This window comes from Winogradskyella schleiferi, from assembly GCF_013394655.1.
Lineage (GTDB): Bacteria > Bacteroidota > Bacteroidia > Flavobacteriales > Flavobacteriaceae > Winogradskyella > Winogradskyella schleiferi.
In genome coordinates, this window is the sequence record NZ_CP053351.1 from 1,719,708 (window position 1) to 1,746,269 (window position 26,562).

The window sequence follows — 26,562 nt, forward strand, 5'->3', positions numbered from 1 at the left end:
AACTTTAGGATTCTAACGTTTTTGGTTGAATTTTCCTTTGAACAACAGCATACACCGCAACTACTGCCAAACAGAACATTGGCATATAAAACGAGAAATTGATGCTATTGGTTGCATCAGAGATCATACCTTGAATGGCTGTTAACACTGCGCCACCTAAAATGGCCATAATCAATCCTGAACCGCCAATTTTTGAGTCGTTGCCCAATTTTGCCATCCCCAAACCATAGATGGTAGGGAACATTAAGGACATACAACCCGATGCCAAAACCAAAGCGATGACGCCAACCATTCCATGACCATAAATGACTACAAAAGTACATACTACACCTACAAGTGCCGAAAACAATAAGAGTTTACGTGGTGTGATATATTTCATCAAAGCCGTGAACATGAAACGGCATGCTGAAAATAAGATGATGGATGCCAAATAATATACTGAGGCGTCATCTTCATTTTTGCCCAATTCCTGCATGACATAACGAATGGTATATGACCACAAACCAATTTGGGCACCCATGTAAAAAAATTGTGCGACGACTGCCCAAACGTAGTTTTTGTTTTTCAATAAACGTTTTAAGGTGGCGCCTATTTCCAAATTTTTGACTTTATCATTGACCGCCGGCATTTTCGTGAATTTCACCAACAACCAAACCAATAACAGAAAAAAAGCAACGCCAACATAAGTGCCCATGACCGACGTTAATTCTTCGGACTGAATGGCTTTTAGCTCCGTTACGTCGATACTAGCACGTTGGTCAGCATCTAATAAATTTAGATTTGAAAGGATGAAAAACTTACTCAATAAAATTCCTGTAATGGAACCAATGGGATTGAAAGACTGAGCGAGATTGAGCCGTCTTGTTGCTGTTTCTTCAGCACCCATTGAGATAATGTAAGGGTTTGCGGCAGTTTCCAAAATGGACAAGCCGCCAGCGAGAATAAAAAGTGCTGCTAAAAAATGACCATAAACCATTGTGATACTTGCTGGGTAAAACAACAATGCACCCAATATAAACAGACCCAAACCAAACAAAACACCCATTTTATAGGTATATCTTTTTATAAGAATCGCTGCAGGCAGCGCCAACAAAAAGTAGGATCCATAAAACGCCATCTGAATCCATGAGGTCTGAAAATCGGTCATACTCATGATTCGCTTAAAGGCTGCCAACAAGGTATCTGTCATGTTATTGGCCAATCCCCATAAAAAGAAGAGACTGGTAATGAGAATAAAAGGCCACTTGTTGCCAGGTCTGATAACTGGAATTTTAGAGTCGTTTTCCATGATTTATAGTGCGTTGCTGCTGATTAATTTTTTCCGTAAAGTGGTCCGTAAGTATCGCAGGCACGATAATCTGAGCCTTCTTTGTCCATTCCAAAGCCATTCCAAGCTGAAGGCCTGAAAATTTTCGCTTCATCCACATTATGCATACACACGGGAATACGAAGCATTGATGCCAAGGTAATCAGTTGATCGCCAATATGGCCATAACTGATAGCGCCATGGTTCGCACCCCAATTGTTCATTACCGAATAGACATCCGCAAAAGCCCCTTTGCCAGTTAAATTTGGTACAAACCAGGTTGTTGGCCAGGTTTTATCGGTACGCTCATCCAACGTTTGATGCACCTTTTCGGGTAAATCAATTGTATAACCTTCCGCAATTTGAAGGCTTGGGCCCAAACCTTTTATCAAATTCAATCGGCACATGGTGACAGGCATTTTGCCTTTCGTAAGGTAATTGGATGAATAGCCACCTCCTCTAAAATAGCCAACGTTTGCTGGATACCAAGTGGTCGCATCCAAACAATCCTGAGCTTCTTTTTTTGAAATATCCCAAAACGGTTTCATTACAGGGGTGCCGTTCTTGGTCTGTTGCCCGGTTCCGTCCAAAGTTGCGGAACCAGAATTTATCAAATGGATAAATCCATTGGCAGCTGCACCAGTAGGTTTCCATTTGGTAACGCGTTTCACCGAATCTGGACTCCAATACGTTCTGACATCTGCGAAAATTTGTGCGGTGTTGGTCAATAAATAATTGAAAAGCATGGACACACCATTAAGCGCATCGTTTTCCGTGGCAATCATATAAGGTGCTCGAATCCCATTCCAGTCAAAGGATGAATTGAGAATGGCCTCTGGGAAATCGCCATTTGGCAAAAAGTCCGTCCATTGGCGTTGGCCCTGAAAGCCAGAAACGATAGCGTCGTGACCCATGGCTTCTTCGCCATAACCCATGTCCTTGAGTTTTGGATTGCCTTCCATTAAATCACGAATGATCAAGGTCATTTTAACAACAAATTCCCAATCGGCATCTTTCTGTTTTCTAGAACGTTGATTCTTTTTATCGTTAAAATCCTGTCCTTCCTTACAATTATCTTTAGTCCATTTTAATGCTTTTTTAAATTCCGACTTATCATAGATTTCGTGCTCAATACGTCTAAACACTTCTGATGAGTCTACATATTCATTCCGCATCCCAAGAAAATCTTGGAAAAAGTCTGGATTGATCATAGAACCAGCGATTCCCATGGATACGCTACCGATGGATAAATAGCTTCTGTTTTTCATTAAGGATACCGCCAAACCTGCCTTTGCAAAGGTCAAGAGTTTGTTCTTAACGTCAGCGGTGATTTCGGTATCGTTTAAATCTTGCACATCTTCTCCATAAATACCAAAAGACGGCAATCCTTTTTGGTTATGTGCTGCCAATGTCGCTGCCAAATACACGGCCCCAGGACGTTCTGTACCATTAAAACCCCAAATGGCTTTTGGCAATTGCGGATCCATGTCCATGGTTTCCGTGCCATAACACCAACAAGGGGTTACTGAAAGTGACACTCCAACATTATTTACAGAAAACAACGCTTGACAATCCACAGCTTCCTTGACACCGCCTATACAAAAATCTGGAATAATGCATTTTACAGGCGAACCATCTGGATATCGCAATTCTTTCTCAAATAATTTGGCCACGTTTTTAGCCATATTCATGGTAGTGGTTTCTAAGGATTCCCTTACACCTCCCAATCTTCCATCGATGATGGGACGAATTCCTATTTTTGGATAAGTTGTTTTAGTTGCCATATTTTTAAGTTTTGATTTTTTTATAATGCGTTGTTTATTTTTTCCAATGAAACACCTAATACGGATTCTGAAATTGCGTTTAATGCTTCGGCTTTTCCAATAAAATGAAAAACAGCATGGTCATGTGTCAATGTTTCCCCAGGTTTTAGAAATGCTGCAGGTGATACACTTTCAATTTCGTAAAATGGTCCCATTTGTGAGCCATCTTCCAATGGGCCATCATTATAAGCGTTAATGGCATCTCCAATTAATGGATCGCCTTCTAATTTCCATTCTTGATTGAGGTAAGTTGCTTCTGGATCCACATCAAATAAGGTAATTGTTAGGATGCTATTGATGGCATCATAACTGCCTGCTACATTAGTTGCCCTTACTGGGTTAATTCCCAATTTTCCACGGGATTTCCCATCCGCTTTAAAGTATAAAACACCTTCGTTCAATGTCACACGATCTTCGGGAATTTGGCCAAAATAATCCGTTGTGGCAACATTGCCTTCGGTTTTTGTGTTGTACGGAATGACAATGGTCGTTTCTTCGGAAGGTGGAAACATATCCAACATCCAAATACACGGTGCACCTGTGGTTTCTGTCCAAGCGGTATCTCCAATGTTTTCTATCGAATTTTTTGTTTGATAGGCAACTACTTTGGTGTCTTTCAAATTGATTTTTAAAAGCCTTTCGATATTGCTTTTATCTAATATTGAAATTTCCCTTACCGCTTTTATATTAAAATCAGAGTCAGCATAATTTTTTAACTGCATTTGTTTTTCCAGCGTTACTGAAATGTTGTTAGAACTATTTACAGTCCAAGGTTCCGTATCGATAGGTGCAGGGGTTTTCCAATTTTCAAAGGTCATTTCGGCTTTAGGCTTAAAATAAAGGGAAAACACATTGCCTTCCGGCCCTAACCAAAACCTATTTTCGCCACCATACGCATTCATGTGTGCATTTTGCTTACCAAAGGCATCATAATTTACCCATCCCAAAGTCTTACCCTCGTTTCCATCAACGGTTGAAGTAAACACCTTGGCTTGGTATTTTGCCGAAACAATGACCTTTGAGCTATCCTGTTGTAAAACAATCAAACCAGCGTCCTGTTTTTTCAAGAATGTTTCGTCATAGGCAAAACTGCCTTTTTCATAAGTTTTAGCTTCCATTTGGGAGGGTTGTTTAGGCGCTTCTTTGCAGGCAAGCACCATGGTTAATGTAACTGTAAAAATTAAAATATTTTTCATTTTTTTTAATGTTTAGTTGACTGCTAAATCGTTTTTTGATGGTAATTTTGGAAATGAAGAATGAGGTTCGGCTTGGTATCAATTGACCACGGAACTAATGTCCGACTTTTGTTGCAGGTAGCGATGATCACTACGCCAGCCCAAATCTTGGATGGTCACTTTCATTTCTTTTTCGAACCTGATGGGGTCCTCAATATGCCATCTGTACATTCCAAAGCGTTGCTGCGAATTGTAAAGTCCGTCAGGTTGTATAATTTGATGCAATCCAGCATAGGCCTTTGTGTAACTTTCGTATTTCTTTTCTTTTTTGTTCTCAAAATTGTAGGATCCTAAAAAATAATCTTCAGTTCCAGTCCCGGCTATTGTTGGAAACTTTTTATCGTCATCCAAAAAGAATTTGATTTCGCCTTCACCCCACCAACCTTTGTTGTTGACTTGCCACGCCATAAATGTGCCAACATATTGACCTTTCCCTTTGGATGCTATCAACCAAGGTATGCAATGCATCTTCTGTTGAGTTACTGCGTCTGAATTGTACATGAAAATAAGCCGCATCCTCAGGAATTTCAGTAAGCGGGTAATTTATTTGGTAATAGAGAAACATTTCTCGTGTATCTAAATTCTCCATCGTTATTTTACATTTTTTACGAAAAGGCATTGGCCAATACGAATTGAAAGCACTCCCAGGATTCACGGTAATTGGCATCGAGTTTAACGGTGCATCATCGCCCCAGCCCATGCCGAAAAATCGCCAACAGGGACTTCAATAGAGGGTTCTTTTTCATCATCCCAATAGAATCTTAAGATTTGTCATCCATATGTTTTGTCATCCATATGTGTTGTATTCATCCACTATCGGTAATTTCAGCTAAGATAAAGGTTTGTCCAGCTTCAATTTTGACCGATGGACTTACTTTCCACTCCTGTCCTAAATCACGTGCAGCATGACTTCCGGTACTGTTACCTAATTCTGCCATTCCACCTTTCCCAGGTTCACCAGTAAAATTTTCAGGGCTAATGGATCTTGTTTTGGCATCAGAAAGCAAAAAGATATTGCCCAATGTTGGGTTTAGACCATCATTCTTAGATTTTTGGGCAATTAGAGTTCCTGTGGAACAGATAAGTATCAGAGCTGAAGCGAGCGTAGCAAGTTTCATAATTATAAATTTAAACGTTTAAGCGTTTTTATATAAAATTAAGATTTAAGGATTTCAAATATATAATTTAAACGTTTAAGTAAAAAATATAATTAAAAAAAAACAATTTTTTAGTATTTAAAATTAGATTATGGGAATTAATGAGAGCCTTAATTACTGGATTCTCTGTTGACCAAAGTTGTTTCTAGAGTCATTTTAGACAGTTCATGGTTTGGATTCGCAATTTGATCTAATAAGATGGTCACCGCATTCTTCCCAATCTCCATAAGTGGCTGCTTGACATATGTTAATGGACAATAATAAAAATCGAAAGCTTCTGCGGCATCGAAAACAATAACTGAAACGTCTTTTGGGACTTTCAATTTTAGGGCGTCAATCCGTTTTAGTCCATGGATCGCAAGAGTATTGGTTGTATATAATATGGCACTTACAGGATTTTCTGAAATCAGTAGTTCATCAACTTTAGCATTGATGTCATCAACTAGATTTGAAAATTTTACTTTTTTAATGTAATTGTCATGTGTTTCCAATCCCTTATTTTCAATCGCTTCTCTATAACCCCTAATTCTTTCCTTCATGTGGTGCAATTCACTTTCATAAGCAATGAGGCCAATAGCATTGTGGCCGGATGCAAGCAATTTTTTTGTAGCATCAAAAGTGGCCTTATGATTATTGATTGCTACATAATTGGTATCTATTTCGGGAAAATAACGATCAATCAATACAAACGGGATATTTTGTTTTTTTAGTGACTTGATCTGTTCTTGGGTATTTTCTGCTGGCGCAATAATAAAACCATCTACCTGACGATTTACTAAAAAAGTGATCAAGTCTGATGATTTGGTTTCATTCTCATCAGAGCTTCCAAAGACTACCGTATAATTATGCTTTTTAGCCTCATCCTCAATTATTCTTGCAATATTGGCGAAAAACGGATTGGATATGTCCGCAACTATTAACCCAATGGTGTAGGATTTTCCGCTTTGCAAACTTTTGGCAATTTGATTGGGACGGTAATTAAGTGCTTTTGCAATTTTTTTTATTTTCTCAGAAACCTTAGGGCTTATACCGCTATCACTACCTTTAGACAATACATATGAAACAGTTGCTACCGAAACATTTGCCTTTTTTGCGATGTCTTTTAGTAAAATTTTTTTGGCCATTTTCAAATATAACTTTTTAAACGTTTAAGGGTTCCTTTTATTTTGGATACATATTGAGAAATTTCGGTCCAGAATTAATTTGCCTGTAGGCAAAAAATATTTTTTATGCCACTTAAGTATTGATGCTTAGAATAATGGCAGTAAATGGTTTACAAACATGTTCAGCTTTTAAAATTAGTAAAGTTTTCAAGCTATTATATTTATTTTTCATTTTGTTTCAGAACGTTGTCTCTCGACCGTGATTCAAAAATATCACAGTAATTATTCGAGTGTTGCACCTCCACAAGTTACATTATTCATATTTTTACTTTATAATAACCATATCCTGAAAACTGGACTTAGAACGTTTGAAGATTTGTTATGGTCGACATTTTTATTCTATGATATATTATGACTCATAATGACATCGTTTCTCTTCAAAACAAAACAAACATTGTTGGACTCTTAAACTTTTGTTAAAAAGGGACTAATTCGGTGTCACTAAAATTCGAGGTCGCTTCTAAGCCTCTAAAAACCTATAAAAATGAGATTTTGGATAGTTCCTCTTTCTCCGCAAAAGCAAACCCATAACGGAAGTTATGGGTTTTTTGTTTTCAGAAAACACCAAAACTTGCTTTTAAATGTCATAGCTTTTTTGCTTGTTCCAAATCATTTATTTTACCGTCAACAGTCGGATCATTTTTAGCAAAGAGGACAATAGTCTTTAAGCTATTTACTCAATATTATATAACGTTGTATTCCAAATCTATTATCTCAACGGTTAACCAATGGAAATCGCAGTCTTTAAGTTTCCAGGTAACTGTGCTTTTATTAGGAATTTTAATTCCGTTAAATTCTTTGAAGGATTGCGTTTCTACCAACCATGATTCCAAAGTTGAATCTTCATCTCCACCATAATAGCGTTTTGCTTCAAAGTTTAGCAATTCACCATTTTCTGTAAAAGTGAATAGCCCAGAAACTGTTTCATTATTATATTTGAATGTTGCTTTTGCCGAACTTGAATCCATTAATTCCCAACTTATATAATCATTTAGCGCTGCTGATGGAAACCAGCACATTTCACTTAAATACCGAATCATGGAACCGGAATTAACTTTATCATTATCTGAGACATTGACTATGGGAAACAATCCTGCTAGTTTTATAAGCATTGCGCCCTTTCCATTAACCAATTTATCACGACCGATCATAGAAATCAAAGGCATAGCATCTACAGTTGTTGCCCATACGAATGATGGTTCAGTCACATTAAAATACTGCTGCGCTTTAAAAGACATCCATTTACCATTGGGTTTGGTGCGCATCGTTCCAGTTTGTTTTAATTGAACTGTTTCTGATACTTCATGTCCGAGTGTTCCAGAATTTATTAACCAAAGTTGTACTATTTCAGGTAGGTCTATAAGGTCTGCCTTAGTTATTGTACTATTAACAAAGTGCCTGTTTTCGAGAATTATAACCTCTGATTCTTTTTGCACCATAATTTTGAACTGATAGTTACCAAAAGCAGAAATTGCAACTAATACAATTATTACATTTATTAGTGTTCCGAACTTAGCATCTTTCCAGGCGAGCATAATCAAAATTTGAGAAAATAAGACCGCTATAAAAGCTAGATAAAACCATTTTTTATGTCCTAAGAACTGAATTGCAGAAACAAAAAATAGAATGAAGGCCACTAACCATAATAAACCCATGGATTTTGAAATGCCCAACAATTGTTTTTCCATTGAAGTTGAAAAAAAGGCACTTATAAAACCCATTAAGTGGATTAGTCCATGAAAACCTAAAAGTATGGCGAATACGTATCTCACATCACTTTTTTTTAACAATTTAATGAATTGACTTTAATCCAAAATTTAAAAGTTGTTATGTCTTTCCATATTTAATTATAATACCTATTTGTCCTGCATGATACGTGGTATGCGAAATAATTCTACCAAAAGCTTCTGCTTTACTTTTCGTACCAAATTCTTTAGTTACAACTGTAGTTTCCCAGTCTGAATCTTGCTGTTTTTTTACAATAGACTGTAACACTTTATAGGAATGATTCACATAGTCTAACAACTCATTAAGGTTTGTCCATTCTCCAGAGTCTTTTTGAGCAATAACTGTTTTCGCTATTACTTTGGTATGGCTAGCTCCAAATACATTTTTGGCAAAAAGCAATTCAACATCACCAATATGACGGATTAAGAAACCGATACTATTGGGAGAGGGCAATAGTTTTTTTGTCAAATCCTCTTCAGTAAGATGGTGCAACTGATTTGTAAAGCGTGTTCTTGCTTCTATCCAAAGGTCTAGCAGTAATTGTGTTTTAGTTAACATGATTGGTGCGGTATTGAGGTGATTAAAAAACCAACGGATTAGAATCGTATTTCTTTAAAACAGATAGTAAATCCGTCAAAGGAAGCTCAATAGCGTACACACCTGTATAAGATGGACAAATCACGCAATCGTCAAAGTAGAATTCAACATAGGTTTCGTTGAGTACAAAGTTGTTTTTGCTGGCGAAGAAATCTTCTGAAGAAATGTCCCAACACTCATAGTACATTTCGCCTTTACCAATTTCTTTATTAATGTTTTCGTTTATGATTTCTACTAACTCTTCTTCTGAACCTTGATTAAAAAAATCCTCATAAGCCATAAACACGCCGTTTTCTAAATCGAAGTTAAAACAGTCGAAAGCATAACTGGGATGCACCGCTCCATTGTAAAAATTCTCTTTGTAAAACAACACGCTTATAAGCCGGTCATTAACATTATAAATTTTATAATCTATTAATCGTTCCTCTCTGAACGTTTTGGCAGTAATACTATCACATAATAATTTACTTTCTAAAATATCTGCCTCGGTTTTGGTGATGTTAACGTAATAGTCATTAATAAAATCATTAAAATTTCTGTTCGTTGGCTTATATGATTCATTGAGCAAAGGGTACTTAAAATTAATGGTATAATCTTTTTTTTCAACGAGATAATGTTTATCCAAAATCAGTTTTTGAAGCTCTTCACTTTCATCTTTTTTCTCTATGAGTTGTTTTTGCTTTAATTCAATCGTTATAGACTTATCCAAAGTTTCAATATCAACATCATCAATTTGAATGGTATCATTTGAAACTTGAATATCCTCCTCAATCACTTCATTGTCAAAGCTGTTTTCTTCACGATTGTCATCTTTACAAGCTGAAAACATTACAATTAGTACAATAATATATATAAATTTCATAGTCCTTTATTTTGAATTAATTGTGTCTCATTTTACCTGTAATCTCATCAACTTTAATCTGGAAAACAATTGGTAGATCGTCTTTATATATTTTACTCGAAAATTCACTTATAAAATCCAGCTTTCTATGTTCTTGGCCAATGATTAGATCTTTGACACCTAAAGAAAAGATGTGCAATTGCGCTTTGGCATGGCTTCCGGAAAGCTCCTTAAACGTGCCATGGGCAAGAACCGAATTCCATGAATTAACGGAATCCACTTCAGATACTCCTAGAGATACGTTTTCGTTTTTACGCATAGCTCTAATTTTATGCCCTTCTGCTGAGTACCCAATAATGACACTATCTTTATTATCATAAAAATAAGTTATTGGCACTACGTATGGTCTGCCTCTATAGATATAGGATATATTTCCTATATAGTTTGATGCCAGGATTTTTGTGCTTTCTTTTTGATTCAAATTTCTGATCATGGCGTTGTTTTTAGAGTTACACCTAAATTATTGAAAATGTTTTATTTAGATTATGATATTAGTCAGTGTCTTTAAATTACATTTTTATTTTTTCTTTAATCGTCTTTTATCCCTTAATGCCCAATAAATTCCTTTGACATCTGAAGCCCAATTATCGTACATAAAAATGAGCGAGATTTCCTCAAAGGTTTCCAATAAGCCAATGCCAATCATGATATAGAATAGTGGGTAATTAGGTGAGAAAAACAGAGACCATAAAATAAAAGCACTCTGCATTATAGCAGAAAGCTTAGCCAAATAGGTGTGGAAAGCAGTGGCTTTTCCATATTTGGAATAAGCGATAATCATTTGTAAAATATAGGGGACAAAAGCAATAAGAATTAAAACAAGATTGGTTTTAATAAAATCGGTTTCATAATAGAATAACCCTATTAATCCTAAAATAAGGGTGATTTGGTCGCCAAAAGAGTCCAATTGAGAACCTCTAGGACTTGTAATCTTCAATTTTCGTGCTAAATAGCCGTCAATAGCATCTGTTGAATAGCTTACGAGTAGGAGCCATGTAAAAATTAAGCGTTGGTCGAACCAGACTAGAGCTAATAGAAATGGTGCCGAAAAAATTCTGTAGAATGAAAACCAATCTGCAATGTTGAAATTTTTGAACGTGAGCATTGTTGTAACACTTTAGGTAAAATTATCACATTGCTATTGAATTTAAAATGAGAAATATCAGTTAAATATGGAGAAACCCAAAGCGTGAAAAAACTGCAATCATTTCATGCTATACCGAAGTAATCTTAAGGCGTTCAATACGACAACAATCGTAGAGCCTTCATGAAATGCTACTGCTACACCAATATTTGTTAACCCTAAAATAGTCACCGGAACTAATAGAACCACAACACCAAGACTTATAAAAATGTTTTGTTTGATGATACGCTTTGATGCGCGACTCAAACCAATAACAAAAGGTAAGTTTTCAATTTTATCGGACATTAAAGCCACATCCGCAGTTTCTAATGCCACATCGCTTCCTGCTGCTCCCATCGCAACACTAACTGTACTTAATGCCATTGCTGGTGCATCGTTAACACCATCACCAACCATTGCTATTTTCTTGTCTCGTTTAATTAATTGTTTAATTGCTGAAACTTTGTCTTCTGGCAGTAAGTTTCCTTTGGCTTCTGTGAGTCCGATTTGTTTTGCAATAGCATCTCCGACATTTTGATGGTCTCCTGTGAGCATGATCATGTATTTAATGCCAATTTCTTTTAATCGCTTTAAGGTCGAAGCCGCAGTTTTACGAGGTAAATCCATGACACTAATTAGTCCTACAATTTTAGTTTTATAAGCTACTAGCATTACCGTATGGCCATTTTTTAAAAGCTGATCCATTTTAGGGCGAATGGTATCATCTACTTTTATCCTTGAATCTTCCATGAGTTTTATATTGCCTATAAAAACCCTATCATCAGCATAGAATGCATTTATACCTTTTCCCTGAACAGCATTAACGTTAGACGCTTTATGTTGAGACTCTAAATTGTATTTTAATTTTAAATCATTAGTTATGGCTTTAGCTAACGGATGGTTGCTTAAACTCTCAACATCCACTACTAATTGTGCTAAATCGCTTTCTCCTAAATCGCCTAGAGGAATCAAATTTGTAAGTTTTGGCTTGCCTTCAGTTAATGTGCCTGTTTTATCAAATGCGATTGTTGTGATTTCTCCTAAATCCTCCAAAGCTTTACCTCCTTTGATGAGCACTCCATTTTGTGCCGCTCTAGCTATTCCACTCAAAACGGCACTTGGTGTAGAAATTGCCAACGCACAAGGACTAGCTGCTACCAATACCGTAATTGCTCGGTATAAACTCGTATCAAAACTTTCATCTCTAATCAAGAATACAAAACACAGCAGAAAGACCACTAAAATAACTATGGGTACATACCATTTTTCAAACTTTTTAGTGATTCGTTGTGTAGGGGATTTTTGGGCCTCAACCTCACTAACCATTTGAACTAACCGTGATACGGTAGAATCTTTACTTAATTTAAGTACCAGAACTTCAAGGCTGCTATCACCATTAATGGTACCAGCAAATACGATATGTTTTTTATCTATGTGTTTAAAATCTGGTAAATTATGTGTAGATTCTCTAAAGGTTTTATCAATAGGGATGCTTTCGCCTGTAATTGGTGCTTGATTGACACTACTGCTACCACTAATGATAACTCCATCTGCAGCAATTTTTGTATTGGTTTTAATAACGATGACGTCGTTTATTTTTAGGTCTTCAATTGGTATGTCTTCCAATGTTCCGTTCCTCTTAACCAGCGCTGTTTTTGGTGAGAGATTTCCCAAAGCTTTAATTGATTTTTTAGCCTTGTTCATGGCATGATGCTCTAACGCATGGCCTAAACTAAATAAAAATAGAAGTAACGCACCTTCTGCCCAACTGCCTATATAGGCTGCGCCAACTGCGGCAGCAATCATTAAAAAATCAATATCAAACTCGCCCTTGGGGATTTTTTTTGAAGCTTCAACAGAGATGAAAACACCACCGAAAAAATAGGATATTATATAGCTCAACAAAGACATCCAATCTGCTAAGCCAGTTAATTTTTCAATTAAAAAGCCTATAAATAGAAATACGCCACATAAGATGGCGAAGTAGAGTTCAGTTTTTTTGCCTATAATTTGATGATTTAGGTGCAAGGTCGGTTTTTTATTTGCCATTAAAAATGATGCGTTCTTGATTCAAAATTAACAATAATTAATGGTCAGTAAGCACTTGAGCTTATCAATACCAATTATATTCTAAAAGACTATTGTGGATTTTTAGATTTTTCTGACCTTATTTTCAATTCAGGAATTTTTATAAGCTCAAAAGTTGTCGATGCCAATACTACTTCTCCATTGGTTTTTTCAAAAGCTTTACGAATGCTATCGTGAAGAAGATGTTTGGTCAACCGTCTTTTTTTGTAATCTACAATATATCTTAAATTAAATTCTACCCAATTATCCGTTAGTCTAATAGCAAGTGTGGGTTCAACTTCAGCATCTTCAATGTAAAATTTGTTCACTACGTCTTCCCATTGCGATTTAGATGCTATTGTGTATTCTGAAAGTATTTCTGAAGCCATCTTAATAACAATAGATTTTGCCAATTCCATATCAGAACCATAACGAATCGGTAAATTGAATTGATCCCATATAAAGGGGAAATCCTGCGAATAGTTATAGATTGGTCCTTTAAAAACGAAGGCATTGCTCAACTTCACAATGCGCCCGCTATAATTATCACTTTCTACCCATTTTCCTATTTCCATCATGGTGGTATAAATACTATCCACATCAATAACATCGCCTTTAATACCATTGATTTCAATACGATCACCTGGCTTATAAACTTTTACTAAAAAGATATAAATGGAACCAGCAATGCTTAATATGAGTTCTTGTAGCGTAAATGCCAAACCTGCTGTAAATAACCCGATGATTATGGTAAAATCCTTAATCGTTCCAGAAAAATAAGTGATGGCTAAAAAAACTAATAACACGTAACCTATTATCTCTATGCCTTTTTGTGCTTTATAACGTATTACAGTATTTGAAATCCGCTTTTTTAAATATCGTCTTAGCAACTGAATCACGAATAAAATAAGGACTAATATGAAAAGAAATTTGATGACACTCCACATAAAAGGGTTCGTATATAACCACTCTTTTATTTGTTCTATTACAGTCATGATTAGGTTATTAGAAATCCTAATGAATTTCGATTGATTCTATAATTTCCGCACGCTTTTAAGACAAAACATTTGGTAAAAATCATACTAGCTCTTACACTTTATTGTGTGTATTTGTATACTGTATTAGTATCTCTTTTAGATTTTCTAAATAATCTTCCATAACACTAATGGTCATATCTGGATGAATTTCATCTGAAATCGTTAATGGATTTTCATCTAGCGTAGCATAGAGCTAAAGGTAATTTACGTCTATACTTGTGGTTAAAGTTGTTAGTTGATCTTCGATGTCTTGAAGTGTTGTCATAACATTTGTCTTAAAATAGTAATATAAAGTTATCTGTAAATTGAATTAATAAAGATGATTATTATCATATATATCAGCCATTGTTATGGTAATATTTTGCCATCTTCCATTTGAATAATTCTATTTGTTTTTTTTGCAAAATCCTCATCGTGTGTCACTACTAAAAGTGATAACCCTTGTTCTTCACTCAATTTTTTAAAAATGTTAAATACATTTTCTGCATTGTGGCTATCCAAATTTCCAGTTGGCTCATCTCCCATAATTATAGAAGGATTGTTGATTAGTGCACGAGCAATAGCAACACGCTGTTTTTCACCTCCAGATACTTGTGACGCTTTTTTATGAGCTAAATGTTCAATATTTAGAATTTTAAGTTTTTCGATGGCATTTTGTTCAATTTCCAGCAGTGGTTTTTCAGCCAATTTTTTCGCAGGAAGCATGACGTTTTCAAGAACCGAAAACTCTGAAAGTAAATAATGAAACTGAAAAACGAAACCAATATGCTTGTTACGTAAAAAAGATAAATACATACGTTCTTGTCCTGTAATAAGTTGATTATTTAGAAATAACTCGCCTTCATAATCAGTATCCATGGTAGAAAGAATATAAAGCAAGGTCGATTTTCCACAACCTGATTTCCCCATAATAGATGCAAATTCTCCTTTTTTAATTTGAAAACTGATATCCTTCAACACATGAAACTTCACAGGTTTGTTAAAATATTTATTAATATGTTTAGCTTCTAAAACAACACTCATATTACTGACCTCTTATAATTTTAACAGGATCTATTCTTTTTGCTTTATTAGATGGTAAATAACCTGCAAGAAAGGTTGAAACCATCGCAAAAGAAAACCCAATGACAAAGAATAACGGATCTCTATTTATGGGATACGTTTCTACAGTTGGTAAAGCCTCAGTTTTGAATGGAATTGTATCAATAAAGCTTGTCAATCCAAAACCAATGAGCAAACCTAAAACACCTCCAACAAAACCAATAATCATGGCTTGACTCATAAAAATGAGTTGAACATCTTTACCAGAAAATCCTGTAGCTTTAAGAATAGCAATATCATTCATTTTCTCATAAATTAGCATATTCAATATATTATAAATACCAAAACCTGCAACTATGAGAAGTGTTATAGATACTGCATAAGTAATGAGGTTTCTGATTGTTGTTCCTGTTTCAAACTGTGCATTTGCAGTTTTTATATCAATGGCTCTGAGCTGAAATTGTTGCTCTATTTTTTCAGCAAGCGGTCCAGCTTTCTCTATATCGAATAATTTCACGTTAATATCTGTGATATAATTATTGGCTTCTCCTAAAATACGCTGTACCGTTTTAATGTTGGTAAAACTTTGAATAGCATCTAAATCTGCTATACCACTTTGGTAAAAACCTACAATCTTTAATGGAAAAATACCACCATTTATTGGGCTTACTTGAACCCGATCTCCAATTTTTAAAGCCATTTTTTTTGCAATTCCAATACCCAATAAAATACCATTATCTGTATTTTGCAAAGCTTCCTCAGAACCTTCTACAATGTAATCTCCCATATTAAAATATATAGCTTCGTCAATTGGGTTGATACCTGTGAGATTTCCTCCAATTTCTATTGATCCAGCGATGTAGAAAATCTGCGTTTTTACCTGCGGGAGTGCTCCTCGCACGTTATCATCTTTTTCTAAGTAATTAATAATAGGTAAGGCATTATGAATTTTTTTCTGGCTTAATTTCGGTTTTATGGAATGAATGACTTTAAAACTTTCATTAAGATCACTATACAATGACACAGGTTGCTTTTTGGAAGGTTCAATTTCGTTATAAACATGAATGTGTGGTGTTTGATTTAAAATTAAATCGTCTAACATGGTATTTAAACCAGTCATAAAACACACTAAGGTAATGTAGGAACCAATACCGAATGTCACACCTAATGCAGCAATCGAAGTTTGCTTTATCTTAGTGAGCAAATGCGTTTTTGCAATACCTAATATGATGCTCCAATTGGTCATTTATTTGGTTTGTAGATATAGTTGTTTTTATTAATACCCGAAAGGATTTCAATTGTATCCATATTTTGCAAACCTATCTTTACACTTACAATCCCTTCGTCGGTTTTCACTTTATCCTTATCTATCAAATATGATTTAGGAATAGTCAATACTTTGTCTTTTTTGGCTATAATAATATTGGCTTCTCCAGAAAGTCCTGGATACAATACTTCAGGTTGGTTTTCAAAAATAGCTTCTACGGTAAAAGTTTGATTGCGTTCATCTTTTTTTGGGTAAATTTTAGATACTTGAGCTTTAAATATCGAATCTGAATAAGCTTCTAGATTGATTAATACTCGTTGCGCATTAAGTATTCTAACAATATCAACTTCATCTACTAATAGTTTTATTACGAAACGATTGGCACTTCCAATAGCAGCTATAGGCTCAATGCTCGTTATAATTTCTCCTGGTTCTTTAAATAGGGCATAAATTTTTCCATCCATTTTGCTAGTAACTGTAAAGTCATTAGTTGCGATAGTAGCAGTATGATAATTGTTTTGTGCTTGTTTTACCGTTGTCTTAAGTTCGTTTTTAGTTCGGTTATATTTATTTTTTAAAAGTTTCAACTGATTCGAAGCCAATTCATAAGTAAGTTTTTTAGTGTCGTATTGTAATCTAGAACCTATGTGCTGTTTCCAAAGGTTTTTTTGCCTGTAATAATTAATGGAATCATTTTTTAACTTTAGTCTAGCTGCATCAATCTCATCTTTTATACTGCTCAAAATCGCAGCACTACCATTATAATTTTCTTTAGCAAGTTCTAAAGCGAACTTGGCATTTTGACTATTCAACGTTGGCCTCTTGTTAATGATTTGAAATAAGGGTTTGTTCTTAGTAACCAAGTCTCCTTCTTCTACAAAAACTTCGTCCAAAATCCCTGAAACAATGGCATAAACCTGATAAAGGCTATCTGGTTGAATCGTAGCCGAAGCATAAACAGATTCCGTTAACGACTGTTCTTTAGGTAAAATTTTAACTTGTTTATCTAAGCAAGATACTGTTAGTAGTAAAACACTAATAAAAAATATATCTTTCATGTCTAATACGCCAATTTCGATTGTAATAAAATGTATTCATTTAAGTTAATTGCATCTATAGCTCCAATGAGTCGATTCTCATTAATAACTGGAACAATAACTTGTTTTTCATTGTAAATGAGATGATAAATTGATTTAAGATCGTCAGTATTTTGAACGGTTTTAAACGTTGTATCCATAATATCCTCGACCAAAACATTTTTATTGGAATTTTCAATTATCGCTTTATGAATCAATATGCCTTTAACTATTCCATCTTCTACGACGGTAAAATTAATTTCAGTTCCAGAAATTATCTTGTTCACAACACAATCTATAGAGTCTTTGGGTCTAAACGTTGTTATATCGAGTAACATCGCTTCTTCAACAGTATGACCTTTAAGCAATGTTAACTGTTGAACCATATGGTTTTCTCCATAGGCTCCCAAAAAAATAAATAAAGCAATCAGAATAAGTAAGGGCTTATAGAGTAGGCCAATCAATAAAAATACAACTGCAATAAATTGTCCAAAACTTGCAGCTATTTGTGTGGCTTTGCTACGATCCATTTTCAGTGCTAATAAGGCCCTTAATAGTCGACCACCATCCATCGGAAAAGCTGGTATCATATTAAACAGAGCTAAACCAACATTGACAATCAATAAAAAGAATAAAAAATTTTGAAAGGAGAGGCTTGCAAATACGTCGTAAGCATCTGTAAAATTCTGATTAAACAAATCTTTAAAAGGAATACTAAAATAAAGTAAAATAGCTATTGCTACATTCACTAAAGGTCCCGCAATAACGATATAAAGCTCTTGTTTTGGCGATTCAGGGATTTTATTAAAACTCGCCATCCCACCAATTGGTAGAAGCGTAATTTTTTCTGTCTTAACTCCAAAACGTTTAGCTGTTAATGCGTGTCCTAATTCATGCAATACAACACATAGAAATACTGCAAATACAAAGGCAATATTAAATAAAATACTTTTGGTGTTACCTCCATGTTTTAATTCATAAAATACAATCCAAGCAATTAATAGGAAAAACGTCCAATGAATTTTAATTTTAATACCAGAAATACTACCTAAATTTAAATTAGCTTTCATTGTCTTAAATTATTAAGATTAATCTACTGATGTAGTCATTTATAGAATCTCAACCATATTCCTGCAACATTTAGAAAAGTGCGTTCATTTATAGCTAAAGCTTCTCATGCGTTTAAATAGAAAGAGCCTTCATTTTATTTTACAGCAATGGTTTATATTCCAAGTGTTTTCATATTTAGTTGAGTAAGCATTCCAAAACATTATTTTTTCGAAATTAAAATGAATTATTGTTCTACTTTTTAAAATGATACAGATACCATTTAGGAGAAATAATAACCCATGTATTATGACTTTTTTAATTCCATATTCAATTTGGCCATTAGTATTAATTCTGATTTATTAATACCAGAAAAAGCATAGGCAATGGCTGTACCTGTTTTTAAAATCAACTTTTTTACTTCTTCGGTAAATAGATGGCTCTGCGCATTTTTATAAGATACAAAATCATTGTAACAGGCATTAATATCAATTTCTTTGTCATAATTGAGCCAATCAAAAACAGCTTCTATTTGGTAAGCAGCATCAACACCAAATACATCTTCAATATCATCTACATCAAGCCAATTTTCTTTAACAAATGTTTTGAGTTTTTTAATTTCTATAGGCTTTACGGTTCCATCGGTTGCTGCTATGGCATAAAATAATTTACCGAGATTTTGGTAAAACTTTAATGTCATTTTCTTTTTAGTCATCATCAGTTCCAATTTAATATATACAGTAAATTTAAATTTCTAATTTGAGGCACGGAATGATATTTATCAGCTAAAAATGATTTCTTAAACCTTAACAAACTCAGTGCTAATAATTAGAGATGAATATTTATATTTAAGCTATCAATTCAACCTTAGTATGTTTAAACAAGTCCATGAGATTTTAAATACTCTATTAGATTCTGTATTAGAAGGTGTTATTGTGGTCGATGAAAATCAGAAAATAGTGGAGATTAATAAGTCTGCTGCGGTAATGTTTGGATATGGTAGAAAAGAATTATTGAAGGAACCATTAAAAACTTTGATTCCTCAAACTTATCATGTCAAACATAGTCGCTATTTTAAAGATTTCGTTAAAGAGCGGAAGCAACGACCAATGGGACACGGAAGTGATGTTTATGGTTCTAGGAAAGACGGTACTATTTTTCCTATTGAAGCAAGTTTAAATCCGTTTAAGATTTATGGCAGAAATTATATAATGACTTTAATTGTTGATATTACTAAGCGTAAAGAGCACGAACACACATTAGCAATGAAAAGTAAAGCATTGCAATCTTCAAGTAATGGAATTATAATTACGGATGCGCTAAAAAAAGACAATCCCATAATTTATTTTAATCCAGCATTTGCAAAATTAACAGGCTATTCAAAAGAAGAAATCTTAAACAAAAATTGTAGATTTCTGCAGGCTGATGATAGAAGTCAAGATAGCATAAAGGAGATTCGTCAAGCAATAAAAGAAGGTAGAAGCTACCAAACCATTATTCGCAATTACAAAAAAGATGGCACACTATTTTGGAATGATTTAAGTATCACACCTATCAAGGATAAAGATGGCACTATTACTAACTTTATTGGGATACAAAATGATATTACCGAGCGAAAAAAGTTAGAACAGGAAAAAAATCATTTAGCTAAGATATTTGAAGAGTCTCTTAATGAGATTTATGTTTTTGATGCTCAAAGTCTAAAATTTATCAACGTTAATCATGGTGCTCAATTAAATATAGGTTATAGTATGGAAGAACTTATTTCCATGACACCTTTGGATATAAAACCTAATTTTACAGAATCAAAGTTTAGAAAAGAAATAGGAAACCTTGAGAAGGACAGTATAGAAAAAATTGAATTTGAAACAATTCATCGACGAAAATCAGGAACGACCTATCCCGTAAATGTACATTTACAACGTTCTAAACTTGGCAATAAAGATGTTTATGTAGCCATTATTTTAGACATAACCGAACAAAAAAACTACACAGCAAAATTAGAGCAAACAGTTAAAATACGCACAGAAGAGTTACAGATCGCATTAGCCGCCGAAAAAGAACTCAACGAATTAAAAACAAAATTCCTGTCTATGGTTTCGCATGAGTTTAAAACACCTCTAAGTGGTATTTTAACGTCTACCATGTTACTCAAAAAATACGAATTAACCGAACAGCAAGATAAACGCAACAAACACATAAATACCATTTCAGATAAAGTACACTATCTCAATACTATTCTCAATGATTTTCTTTCCGTAGAGAAACTGGAAAAAGGTAAAGTCAATTATAAATTTACCAATTTCAAATTAAGCAAAGTTTTAAATGAAGTCATCTACAATGCTAATATGCTCTTAAAAAATGGGCAAAAAATCAATTATCCCGAAAACATAGATGATATTTCCTTATTTCAAGATGAAAAAATTTTAGAACTGATCTTGTCAAATCTTATTTATAATGCCATTAAATATTCGTCTGAAAACACCATGGTTGATATCAACATTTGCCAAAATGAAACGAGTACTATTTTTAAAATCAAGGACAATGGCATTGGCATTCCCGAGAAAGATCAAAAAAACATTTTCAATCGTTACTTTAGAGCCGAAAATGTTTTGCTCATGCAAGGCACAGGTATTGGTTTGAATATCGTAAAAGACCATTTAGAAAACTTAAATGGCAGCATTACTTTTGAAAGCAGAGAACATAAAGGTTCAACCTTTACCATAGAACTTCCCAATAAAGCACAATTATGAAAACAGTATTATTGATAGAGGATGATACCGTATTACGGGAAAATACTGCCGAATTATTAGAACTTTCTAATTACGACGTTATTACAGCTACCAATGGCGAAATAGGATTAGAAAAGGCATTACGTGAGAAACCAGACATAATAGTTTGCGATATAATGATGCCCATACTTGATGGCTATGGCGTTTTGGAAGGCTTATCAAAACATAACGAAACAAAATTCATTCCTTTCATCTTCTTATCTGCTAAAACAGAACATAAAGATGTGAGAAAAGGCATGGATTTTGGTGCAGACGATTATATTACAAAGCCTTTTACTGAAGATGAAATTGTAAGTGCCATAGAGAGCAGAATTGCAAAAGCCAATCTATTTAAAGAGGAACGCGAATCTGATAAACGCATTAATGAAACCAATGAAGATGAGTTGAGAACTTTAAATGATTTAAAAAACTTCTTTGATGATAACGGTACTGTTTTTAGCTACCATAAAGATGATATAATATATAAGGAAGGACATAATTCCAACTATATCTATTTAATTTTAAAAGGTATTGTTAGGTGTTATAAATTTGATGAAAAAGGAAAGGAACTTACCACAGCGCTTCACAAAGAAGACGACCTTTTTGGTTATACATCCTTTACTCAGAACATTCCTTATAGAGAAACAGCAGCAGCCTTGGAAGATTTAGAAATGGTTGGGGTTTCTAAAGCCGAATTAAAAGATGTTTTGGATAAAAATCACAAAGTGACCTTAGAAGTCATTCAGTTATTGACTGATGATATTACAGGTGTTAAAGACCAGTTATTGCAAATGGCTTACAGTTCTGTAAAACGAAAAACAGCATCGACCATCCTGAGATTTGCAGAAAAAATTAATTCAAAACCAGATGATCCCATAAAAATATCCCGTTACGATTTGGCAAGTGTTGCAGGCATTGCCACTGAAACTTTTATAAGAACCATGTCCGATTTTAAAAAGCAAGGACTCATAGAAATGGACGGGAGAAATATAAAAGTTATCGACCTAGAGAAGCTAAAGGATATTGACTAGAATTCGTCATATTTTTCAATATGATGGATATCATTTTATAAAAAAGCGCATCGTTTTAAATTTGTAGGAACTAAGATTTTAAACGATGAATGTTTTATTACCAACAGACTTTTCTGAAAACGCAAAGAACGCCATTTCGTATGCCATTGATTTTTTTGAATCTAGGGAGTGTAATTTTTACGTGCTTCATGTCAACAGGATTGAAGGCATGGTCGCTGGAGTAGAACCTTATATGCCTACGGAAGAAGTTATAGAAGCGGTTTATACAAAACCATCGAGAACAAAATTAAGACAATTGCTCAAAGAAATAAGCGCGAATAACAGACCAAACAAAAAGCACCGTTTTTATGCACTTACGGATAACGATTTCTTTTTAGAATCCATAAGAAAATATGTAGATGAAAAGAAAATAGAAACAATTGTTATGGGTACAAAAGGTGCGTCAGGTCTTAGGGAATACATCATAGGTAGTAATACTGGCGATGTTATCACAAAAGTAAAATGTACCACCTTGGTCGTACCAGAACATGCTAAATATAGCAGATTAAAGGAAATTGCATTTCCATCAGATTTCAATCTATCCTACGATATTAATATCCTACAACCATTAACTGAAATTTTAAAGAACTTTGAAAGTAAACTTAGGATTGTACATATACATAAAAGAGATACCCAATTAAATACTGAACAAAATAATAATAAGGAATTGCTCAATGATTATTTTGAAGAGTTTAATCTAACCTTTCATTTTCTAACCAATAAAAAAGTTGAAGATGCCATACAGTGCTTTGTAGAAAGTAGGGCTGTAGATATGATTGTCATGGTCGCAAAGAACCTCAATTATTTCCAAAATATTTTATTTCATACCAAAGTTGAAAAAATAACGTATCACACTGATATACCATTCTTAGTATTACACGAATAAATCACTTAAATTATGGACAATTCTATATTCTTAGCAAAATTTTGGGGATGGTATCTTATCATTTTCTTTTTGATATTGAGTCTAAACCCAAAACGTATCAAGCAAATATTTAATGATTTAAAAGATGAAAAGTTCTTGATCATTTTTTCTTTTATCGCTATTATAGTAGGCTTGTTAAATATTTTGTTTCATAATATCTGGGAACCAAATTATACAATAATTATCACGCTTATAGGTTGGGCATCATTATTCTTAGGATTGGCCTTATTCATGTTTCCAAAGCAAACGGTTAAATGGTTAATAATAACAAATATTAAGATGGTACAAATCATTTACACACTATTGTTTCTAGTCGGTATTTATTTGTTGAACGAAGTATATGGCATTGTACCAGTATAAACTCATGAATTAAAAAAATAATTTGATTTGATAATTATGAGGGATTAAAATTCTTCTTGCTATTAATCTGAAAAACATCTGGCAATTTTTGTTGGATGTTTTTTTATATAAATACATCTGATAAATATCATTGTTTTTAGACTTTTTACACTTTAATTTTATAAAGGAAATCTAAAAAACAATTACTATGCTATCTATTCTGCTTCCTACTGACTTTTCAGAAAACGCTATGAACGCCATAAAGTACGCACTAGAGTTCTTCAAATACCAAAAAACCACTTTCTATTTTATGCATGCGTATCAAAATGAGTTTTATGACCATGAAGGGTTAACCTCTCGTGACGTATTTGATGATGTTTTAGATACCATAAAAAATGAATCGCAAACCAACTTAGAAAATCTGATAAGTGAAGTAAAAAAAATAGCACCAAATCCCAGATTTACATATCATTCCATTTCAGCATATAATACATTAGTAGAAGAAGCAAATTTTATTGCAGATGACAAAAATATAGATTTGATAGTCATGGGCACTAAAGGCAAATCAGATGCACGACATATTGTATTTGGTAGTCAAACCTTTCAGGTTCTAAAATATGTACAATGTCCGGTTTTGGCCATACCATCAAATTATACTAATACACAACCCAAACGTATATTGTTCCCAACAAATTATATGATGCCTTATAAGCGTCGCGAACTGAAACTACTATCCATTTTGGCAAAATCTTACAGAAGCCATATTGATGTTCTGTATGTTTCCACAAGTCACAAATTATCCATAAGACAAGAAGACAACAAAGCGTTTATTGCAGATGCATTATGTGAAAATGAAGTGAATTTTTGCCAAGAGGAGAGTCGACAAGTAACAGATGCTATTAAGACCTATATAAAAGAAAAAGACATTGATATCATTACCATGGTTAATAGCCAACATTCATTTTTAGAAGACATGCTATTTCCTTCTAATATAGATAAAGTCAGCATTGACTTAAAAATACCGTTACTTGCTATGCAGAATACCACACGCTATTAAAACTTAAATTCCAACACCATGAAACAGATACTCTTACCCACCGATTTTTCAGAAAATTCATGGAATGCCATTGCATATGCCATACAATTATTTAAAGATGAAGAATGCACGTTTCATTTATTGAATACTTACATACCAGTAATATACAATCTTGAATATGTTATCGGATATCCAGAACAATTTGGTTTAGTGGATGCCGTAAGAGATACTTCGAGACAAAACTTATTCAAAGTGGTTTCAAGAATTTCTTCTGAGTTCATAAAAACTAAAAATCATACTTTTCAGACCCACGCTAAATTTGACACCATGTTGTCTGGTGTTAGAGACGCTATAGAAGAATTCGACATCGACCTTATTGTAATGGGAACCAAAGGTGCAACTGGCGCAAAGGAAATCCTATTTGGTTCTAATACAGTACAGGTGTTCAACGAAATGAAATGTCCTGTATTAGCTATTCCGTCAGGTTTTGCCTATAAGGCACCACATGAGATATTGTTTCCTACCGATTTGGATGCTATCTATAAACATTCAAACCTTAAAATTTTAAAAGACATTGTTTCTTCAAATCAGGCTAGGCTAAATGCCATGCACGTCTCAACAGGTTATGAACTGACCGAAAAACAAGAGCGAAATAAAGACTTATTGGAATCCATGTTTAAGGACTCGGCATTTTTGTTTCATGATATCAAAACCATGGAAGTTACCCATGCTATCAATGAATTTCAAGTTAAGCATAAAATTAATCTATTGGTTATGATAAACAACAAGCATTCGTTCTTTGAAAACCTGTTTTTTAAGAACGTTATTAACCAGATCGGGTTTCATTTGAACGTGCCGTTTTTAGTAATTCCTACCGAACAATAATTGCTATATGATTTATACCATTTCTTAAGCTCTTATATGATGAACTCGTTATAATAATTAGACAAAACCATGAAAAAAAACATCCTATTACCTACAGATTTTTCAGATAATGCATGGTGTGCAGCTGTGTATGCACTTAAATTATATGCTAATGTTGAATGTGATTTCTATTTTTTACATAGTTGGTCGGTTTTATCTAACACTGCTAGAACTTACATTACCTCAAAATATGTCAATACCGTAAAAGAAAAGGCCTTGCAACAATTAGCCGATTTAAAGCACACCGCAGAAAATGCTAATGTTAATGCTAATCATAGTTTTGAGATTATTTTAAGTAAAGAAAAATTGCAAAAAGCAATAACAACAGCGGTAGAAAAACATAAGATAGATCTCATTGTTATGGGAACTAAAGGCGCCTCAAAAACAAGAGAACTGTTTTTTGGCAGTAATACGGTCAATACTATAAAATCAAAGTTGTGTCCCATATTTGTAGTTCCAGATGAATATGATTTTGTGACCCCTAAACAAATTGCTTTTCCTACTGACTTCAACAGGTTTTACGGCGAGGAATTACTACCAATAAAACACCTAGCAGATATGAATAATTCTAAAATTAGAATAGTTCATATTACTAAAAATAGTAATTTAACGAGCATGCAAGATTATAATCTGGCGATGTTAAAAGTCTACTTGGAAAACCATCCACACACATTTCATTGGATGCCGGATTACGCCAATAAGGTTCAGGAAATAAATGATTTTATCGAAGAACTCGATATCAACATTCTAGTGATGATAAATTATCAACATAGCTTTATCGAAAAAGTAATGAACGAACCCGTGGTGCATAAAATTGGGTTTCATCCTAAAATTCCTTTTTTGGCTATTCCTTGTGTGATCTGATATATATCATTTAATGTTATAGACTGTTAGACTATATTTATAATAACGCTATAAATAGGTCAATA

General features: G+C 33.9%; 24 protein-coding genes and 1 pseudogene. 7 read left to right on the forward strand and 18 right to left on the reverse strand.

All coding sequences use genetic code 11. The annotated features are described in order from the left end of the window. Window positions 1–4 precede the first annotated feature (4 nt). The 18 genes and pseudogenes from fucP to HM990_RS07465 form a co-directional block, all read right to left on the reverse strand. The gene (gene fucP, locus HM990_RS07385; RefSeq protein ID WP_178988308.1) at window positions 5–1,288 is read right to left on the reverse strand and encodes an L-fucose:H+ symporter permease; all 1,284 of its coding nucleotides are present in this window, start codon (window positions 1,286–1,288) and stop codon (window positions 5–7) included. Between the two features lie 23 nt (window positions 1,289–1,311). Next, window positions 1,312–3,090: an L-fucose isomerase gene (locus HM990_RS07390; RefSeq protein WP_178988309.1), complete on the reverse strand. Its 1,779-nt coding sequence runs from the start codon at window positions 3,088–3,090 to the stop codon at window positions 1,312–1,314. A 20-nt stretch (window positions 3,091–3,110) separates the two neighbouring features. Beyond that, complete coding sequence (locus HM990_RS07395; protein WP_178988310.1) at window positions 3,111–4,325, reverse strand: DUF6786 family protein; 1,215 nt, start codon at window positions 4,323–4,325, stop codon at window positions 3,111–3,113. Between the two features lie 78 nt (window positions 4,326–4,403). Further along, window positions 4,404–5,132, reverse strand: a pseudogene (locus HM990_RS19970) (glycoside hydrolase family 172 protein). Window positions 5,133–5,170: 38 nt separating this feature from the next. After that, window positions 5,171–5,482: a hypothetical protein gene (locus HM990_RS19840; RefSeq protein WP_229719410.1), complete on the reverse strand. Its 312-nt coding sequence runs from the start codon at window positions 5,480–5,482 to the stop codon at window positions 5,171–5,173. A 149-nt stretch (window positions 5,483–5,631) separates the two neighbouring features. Beyond that, window positions 5,632–6,645, reverse strand: a complete 1,014-nt coding sequence (locus HM990_RS07405) for a LacI family DNA-binding transcriptional regulator (protein ID WP_178988311.1) — start codon at window positions 6,643–6,645, stop codon at window positions 5,632–5,634. A 722-nt stretch (window positions 6,646–7,367) separates the two neighbouring features. After that, a complete protein-coding gene (locus tag HM990_RS07410; protein ID WP_178988312.1) occupies window positions 7,368–8,456 on the reverse strand; it encodes a DUF6544 family protein in 1,089 nt (362 codons plus the stop codon). 55 nt (window positions 8,457–8,511) lie between these two features. After that, window positions 8,512–8,970, reverse strand: coding sequence for a DinB family protein (locus tag HM990_RS07415; protein WP_178988313.1), 459 nt, complete (start codon window positions 8,968–8,970; stop codon window positions 8,512–8,514). 22 nt (window positions 8,971–8,992) lie between these two features. Then, window positions 8,993–9,871, reverse strand: a complete 879-nt coding sequence (locus HM990_RS07420) for an RsiV family protein (RefSeq protein WP_178988314.1) — start codon at window positions 9,869–9,871, stop codon at window positions 8,993–8,995. Between the two features lie 16 nt (window positions 9,872–9,887). Then, the gene (locus tag HM990_RS07425) at window positions 9,888–10,343 is read right to left on the reverse strand and encodes a pyridoxamine 5'-phosphate oxidase family protein (protein ID WP_178988315.1); all 456 of its coding nucleotides are present in this window, start codon (window positions 10,341–10,343) and stop codon (window positions 9,888–9,890) included. 84 nt (window positions 10,344–10,427) lie between these two features. Beyond that, a complete protein-coding gene (locus HM990_RS07430; protein WP_178988316.1) occupies window positions 10,428–11,015 on the reverse strand; it encodes a CDP-alcohol phosphatidyltransferase family protein in 588 nt (195 codons plus the stop codon). Between the two features lie 99 nt (window positions 11,016–11,114). Beyond that, on the reverse strand, window positions 11,115–13,082 hold the full coding sequence (locus HM990_RS07435; protein ID WP_178988317.1) for a heavy metal translocating P-type ATPase: 1,968 nt from the start codon (window positions 13,080–13,082) through the stop codon (window positions 11,115–11,117). An 89-nt stretch (window positions 13,083–13,171) separates the two neighbouring features. Then, window positions 13,172–14,095 carry a mechanosensitive ion channel family protein gene (locus tag HM990_RS07440; protein ID WP_178988318.1) on the reverse strand — a complete coding sequence of 308 codons (924 nt, stop codon included), beginning with the start codon at window positions 14,093–14,095 and terminating at the stop codon, window positions 13,172–13,174. 390 nt (window positions 14,096–14,485) lie between these two features. Next, on the reverse strand, window positions 14,486–15,160 hold the full coding sequence (locus tag HM990_RS07445; protein ID WP_178988319.1) for an ABC transporter ATP-binding protein: 675 nt from the start codon (window positions 15,158–15,160) through the stop codon (window positions 14,486–14,488). Between the two features lies 1 nt (window position 15,161). Beyond that, window positions 15,162–16,424 (reverse strand): ABC transporter permease, encoded by a 1,263-nt coding sequence (locus tag HM990_RS07450; RefSeq protein WP_178988320.1) that lies wholly within the window; start codon window positions 16,422–16,424, stop codon window positions 15,162–15,164. Then, window positions 16,421–17,503: an efflux RND transporter periplasmic adaptor subunit gene (locus HM990_RS07455; RefSeq protein WP_178988321.1), complete on the reverse strand. Its 1,083-nt coding sequence runs from the start codon at window positions 17,501–17,503 to the stop codon at window positions 16,421–16,423. Before HM990_RS07455 ends, HM990_RS07450 begins: the two co-directional genes overlap by 4 nt. 2 nt (window positions 17,504–17,505) lie before the next feature. Further along, window positions 17,506–18,591, reverse strand: a complete 1,086-nt coding sequence (locus HM990_RS07460) for a site-2 protease family protein (protein WP_178988322.1) — start codon at window positions 18,589–18,591, stop codon at window positions 17,506–17,508. Between the two features lie 284 nt (window positions 18,592–18,875). Further along, window positions 18,876–19,286: a hypothetical protein gene (locus HM990_RS07465; RefSeq protein WP_178988323.1), complete on the reverse strand. Its 411-nt coding sequence runs from the start codon at window positions 19,284–19,286 to the stop codon at window positions 18,876–18,878. 154 nt (window positions 19,287–19,440) lie between these two features. Here HM990_RS07465 and HM990_RS07470 point away from each other — a divergent pair, with 154 nt between their 5' ends. The 7 genes from HM990_RS07470 to HM990_RS07500 all read left to right on the forward strand — a co-directional run bounded on the left by HM990_RS07470 (window position 19,441) and on the right by HM990_RS07500 (window position 26,497). Then, complete coding sequence (locus HM990_RS07470) at window positions 19,441–21,321, forward strand: sensor histidine kinase (RefSeq protein WP_178988324.1); 1,881 nt, start codon at window positions 19,441–19,443, stop codon at window positions 21,319–21,321. Next, a complete protein-coding gene (locus HM990_RS07475) occupies window positions 21,318–22,370 on the forward strand; it encodes a response regulator (protein WP_178988325.1) in 1,053 nt (350 codons plus the stop codon). Before HM990_RS07470 ends, HM990_RS07475 begins: the two co-directional genes overlap by 4 nt. An 85-nt stretch (window positions 22,371–22,455) precedes the next feature. Further along, on the forward strand, window positions 22,456–23,295 hold the full coding sequence (locus HM990_RS07480) for a universal stress protein (RefSeq protein WP_178988326.1): 840 nt from the start codon (window positions 22,456–22,458) through the stop codon (window positions 23,293–23,295). Window positions 23,296–23,307: 12 nt separating this feature from the next. Further along, on the forward strand, window positions 23,308–23,694 hold the full coding sequence (locus HM990_RS07485; RefSeq protein WP_178988327.1) for a hypothetical protein: 387 nt from the start codon (window positions 23,308–23,310) through the stop codon (window positions 23,692–23,694). A gap of 187 nt (window positions 23,695–23,881) precedes the next feature. Beyond that, the gene (locus HM990_RS07490; protein WP_178988328.1) at window positions 23,882–24,730 is read left to right on the forward strand and encodes a universal stress protein; all 849 of its coding nucleotides are present in this window, start codon (window positions 23,882–23,884) and stop codon (window positions 24,728–24,730) included. Between the two features lie 18 nt (window positions 24,731–24,748). Beyond that, window positions 24,749–25,594 (forward strand): universal stress protein, encoded by an 846-nt coding sequence (locus HM990_RS07495; RefSeq protein ID WP_178988329.1) that lies wholly within the window; start codon window positions 24,749–24,751, stop codon window positions 25,592–25,594. A 69-nt stretch (window positions 25,595–25,663) separates the two neighbouring features. After that, window positions 25,664–26,497, forward strand: coding sequence for a universal stress protein (locus HM990_RS07500; RefSeq protein ID WP_178988330.1), 834 nt, complete (start codon window positions 25,664–25,666; stop codon window positions 26,495–26,497). Window positions 26,498–26,562: the final 65 nt, after the last annotated feature.

Coding starts and splice junctions, on each gene's coding strand:
- HM990_RS07415 (WP_178988313.1), bottom strand. CDS start 8,970: ATGTTAACTAAAACACAATTACTGCTAGACCTTTGGATAGAAGCAAGA.
- HM990_RS07425 (WP_178988315.1), bottom strand. CDS start 10,343: ATGATCAGAAATTTGAATCAAAAAGAAAGCACAAAAATCCTGGCATCA.
- HM990_RS07480 (WP_178988326.1), top strand. CDS start 22,456: ATGAATGTTTTATTACCAACAGACTTTTCTGAAAACGCAAAGAACGCC.
- HM990_RS07455 (WP_178988321.1), bottom strand. CDS start 17,503: ATGAAAGATATATTTTTTATTAGTGTTTTACTACTAACAGTATCTTGC.
- HM990_RS07395 (WP_178988310.1), bottom strand. CDS start 4,325: ATGAAAAATATTTTAATTTTTACAGTTACATTAACCATGGTGCTTGCC.
- HM990_RS07460 (WP_178988322.1), bottom strand. CDS start 18,591: ATGAAAGCTAATTTAAATTTAGGTAGTATTTCTGGTATTAAAATTAAA.
- HM990_RS07465 (WP_178988323.1), bottom strand. CDS start 19,286: ATGATGACTAAAAAGAAAATGACATTAAAGTTTTACCAAAATCTCGGT.
- HM990_RS07420 (WP_178988314.1), bottom strand. CDS start 9,871: ATGAAATTTATATATATTATTGTACTAATTGTAATGTTTTCAGCTTGT.
- HM990_RS07445 (WP_178988319.1), bottom strand. CDS start 15,160: ATGAGTGTTGTTTTAGAAGCTAAACATATTAATAAATATTTTAACAAA.
- HM990_RS07390 (WP_178988309.1), bottom strand. CDS start 3,090: ATGGCAACTAAAACAACTTATCCAAAAATAGGAATTCGTCCCATCATC.
- HM990_RS07450 (WP_178988320.1), bottom strand. CDS start 16,424: ATGACCAATTGGAGCATCATATTAGGTATTGCAAAAACGCATTTGCTC.
- HM990_RS07500 (WP_178988330.1), top strand. CDS start 25,664: ATGAAAAAAAACATCCTATTACCTACAGATTTTTCAGATAATGCATGG.
- HM990_RS07430 (WP_178988316.1), bottom strand. CDS start 11,015: ATGCTCACGTTCAAAAATTTCAACATTGCAGATTGGTTTTCATTCTAC.
- HM990_RS07470 (WP_178988324.1), top strand. CDS start 19,441: ATGTTTAAACAAGTCCATGAGATTTTAAATACTCTATTAGATTCTGTA.
- HM990_RS07495 (WP_178988329.1), top strand. CDS start 24,749: ATGAAACAGATACTCTTACCCACCGATTTTTCAGAAAATTCATGGAAT.
- HM990_RS07485 (WP_178988327.1), top strand. CDS start 23,308: ATGGACAATTCTATATTCTTAGCAAAATTTTGGGGATGGTATCTTATC.
- HM990_RS07440 (WP_178988318.1), bottom strand. CDS start 14,095: ATGACTGTAATAGAACAAATAAAAGAGTGGTTATATACGAACCCTTTT.
- HM990_RS07435 (WP_178988317.1), bottom strand. CDS start 13,082: ATGGCAAATAAAAAACCGACCTTGCACCTAAATCATCAAATTATAGGC.
- HM990_RS07475 (WP_178988325.1), top strand. CDS start 21,318: ATGAAAACAGTATTATTGATAGAGGATGATACCGTATTACGGGAAAAT.
- fucP (WP_178988308.1), bottom strand. CDS start 1,288: ATGGAAAACGACTCTAAAATTCCAGTTATCAGACCTGGCAACAAGTGG.
- HM990_RS19840 (WP_229719410.1), bottom strand. CDS start 5,482: ATGAAACTTGCTACGCTCGCTTCAGCTCTGATACTTATCTGTTCCACA.
- HM990_RS07405 (WP_178988311.1), bottom strand. CDS start 6,645: ATGGCCAAAAAAATTTTACTAAAAGACATCGCAAAAAAGGCAAATGTT.
- HM990_RS07490 (WP_178988328.1), top strand. CDS start 23,882: ATGCTATCTATTCTGCTTCCTACTGACTTTTCAGAAAACGCTATGAAC.